This window comes from Halorubrum sp. AJ67 (assembly GCF_000513435.1).
The window spans coordinates 195,304-197,216 of sequence record NZ_CBVY010000003.1; the positions used below are offsets into that span (position 1 = coordinate 195,304).

Sequence of the window (1,913 nt, forward strand, 5' to 3'; positions counted from 1 at the left end):
GAGGTCACCGGCCACAACACCGTGTACGCGTTCGGCGACCCGGTCGCGGCGGACGCGGCGGCCGAACGCGATTCGCCCGAACGCGACTCGGCCGGACCCGATTCGACGGCGCAGGACGCGCTCGACGGCGACTCCGTCGAGCGCGACGACGGCCCGGAATCGACGATCTCCTCGGCGTAGCGCCCGGAAGGTCCGTCTCGCCCACCGCGAGCGGTCGGCGGTCCGACTCAGTCCGCTTCCTCCGTCTTCGAGCCGTCGGCGTTCGGCTTCCCCGGTCTCGGTGGTGTCGACCGCCACCCTCCCGGCTTGGCACCTCCCGCCTTTCCGCCGACTGACCGGGCCGCTTCGGGTTTGTCGGGGAGCCGGATCCGGACGACGGTTCCGTGCGGGTCGTTCTCGTCGAACTCGACCGTTCCGCCCGCCCGGGTCACGGTCCAGTATATCAGCCACAGCCCGAGGCCCTCCGTGTGTTCGAGCGGGGTCTCCTCGGCGTTGTGGAGGGTCTGTCGCTCGATCTGCGGGATCCCGCGCCCCGTGTCCTCGATGACGAGCGTCGTCGCGTCGCCGTCGCGCCGCACGCGCACCGTGATCGTCACGTCGTCGTCGTTGTGTTCGATCGCGTTCCGAAGCGCCTCCTCGAACGCGAGCGGGAGCGACGGATGCGTTCGGACGACACAGCTGTCGGGGAGTTCCGTGTGAACCGTGGCTTCGGGCGACTCCGCGGTCAGCTGGGCCACGCGCGCCTCGACGACGGCGACGAGGTCGATCGACTGGAGCGTTTCCGTCCGCCAGATCGCGGCGATGCGCCGCGTTCGTTCGCTCGTCTCGACGAGCTCCTCCAAGTGGGCCCGGGCGATCCGCGCCCGCTCCGTGATCGCCGTCCTGTCGGCCGCGTCCTCGATCCCGTCGAGGTGGCCGAGCGCGACCGACAGCTCGTTGCGGATGTTGTGGCGAAGCACGCGGTCGTTGATCGAGAGAAGGGTCGCCAGCTCTTGGGCCTCCGTGAGCTGTTCGTCGGCCTTCACCACGTACAGTCCCGCCCGCGAGCCGACCGCCGCACCGAGGCCGGTCGCGAACGAGACCAGAAAGGAGAGCTTGAACGCGTGGTGATCGAGCACCCAGATGAGCCAGACGATACCGGCGAGCGCAGCGAAGGAGAGGGCGGTCAGGCCGCCGATCCGGACCGCCCGCCACCGCCCGGCGGTGGAGACGTTCCACTCGGGCAGGTCGTACACGGTGTAGAAGACGATGCCGGAGAGACCGAGGATGAGCGCCGATTCGAGGAGCACGCCAGCGCCTCCCTCGCCGATCGCCACGTGTCGCACGCCGAGACCGGCGCAGACTCCGCCGAGCGCGACGAAGCCGTGGCGGGGCGAGACGGAGCGAGCCATCGGGAATCGTACTCTCCCCTGACGTTTATGGGTTTCTTGACGGACCGACCGCATCGACCGGGCTACTCCTCGTATATCATCTCGACCTCGTCGGCGAACCGGTCCAAGATGTTCCGTCGCTTCTTCTTCATCGTCGGGGTGAGAAGGTCGTTCGCCTCGGTGAACTCCTCTTCGACGAGCCGGAACCGCTTAATCTGCTCGTAGGTCTCGAACTCCCCGTTCACCCGGTCGACCTCCGTCTGGATCCGCTCGCGGACGCGGTCGTCGCGGCAGACCGCGGCGCGCTCGTCCGGGAGGTCGATCCCGTTGTCCTCGCCCCACGCTGCGACCCGCTCGAAGTTCGGGACGATGAGCGCGGAGACGAACTTCCGGCCGTCGCCGAGGACGACGCACTGCTCGACGAACTCGTTGGCGGCGAACCGGTCCTCGATCGGCCCGGGCGCGACGTTCTCCCGTCGAGAGCACGAGCAGCTGCTTCGCGCGCTCGCGGAAGGCGATGTACCCGTCCGGGCGGAGCTGGAC

Annotated in this window: 1 protein-coding gene and 2 pseudogenes; 1 reads left to right on the plus strand and 2 read right to left on the minus strand. The window is 68.9% G+C overall.

Annotated features, from left to right (window positions below; translation table 11 throughout):
* Nucleotides 1–180 (plus strand): annotated as a pseudogene (locus tag BN903_RS04555) (hypothetical protein); the annotation flags it as partial.
* A 47-nt stretch (nt 181–227) separates the two neighbouring features.
* On the opposite strand, the gene BN903_RS04560 reads toward BN903_RS04555, so the two are convergent.
* Together BN903_RS04560 and BN903_RS15575 are read right to left on the minus strand one after the other, a co-directional pair.
* Entirely contained in the window at nt 228–1,391 is a 1,164-nt protein-coding gene (locus tag BN903_RS04560) for a sensor histidine kinase (protein ID WP_048076592.1), read from the minus strand.
* Nucleotides 1,392–1,453: 62 nt separating this feature from the next.
* Nucleotides 1,454–1,913, minus strand: a pseudogene (locus tag BN903_RS15575) (long-chain fatty acid--CoA ligase); the annotation flags it as partial.

Bases quoted from the DNA above. Each gene is read 5' to 3' on its own strand.
- BN903_RS04560 (WP_048076592.1), bottom strand. From the start codon at position 1,391: ATGGCTCGCTCCGTCTCGCCCCGCCACGGCTTCGTCGCGCTCGGCGGA.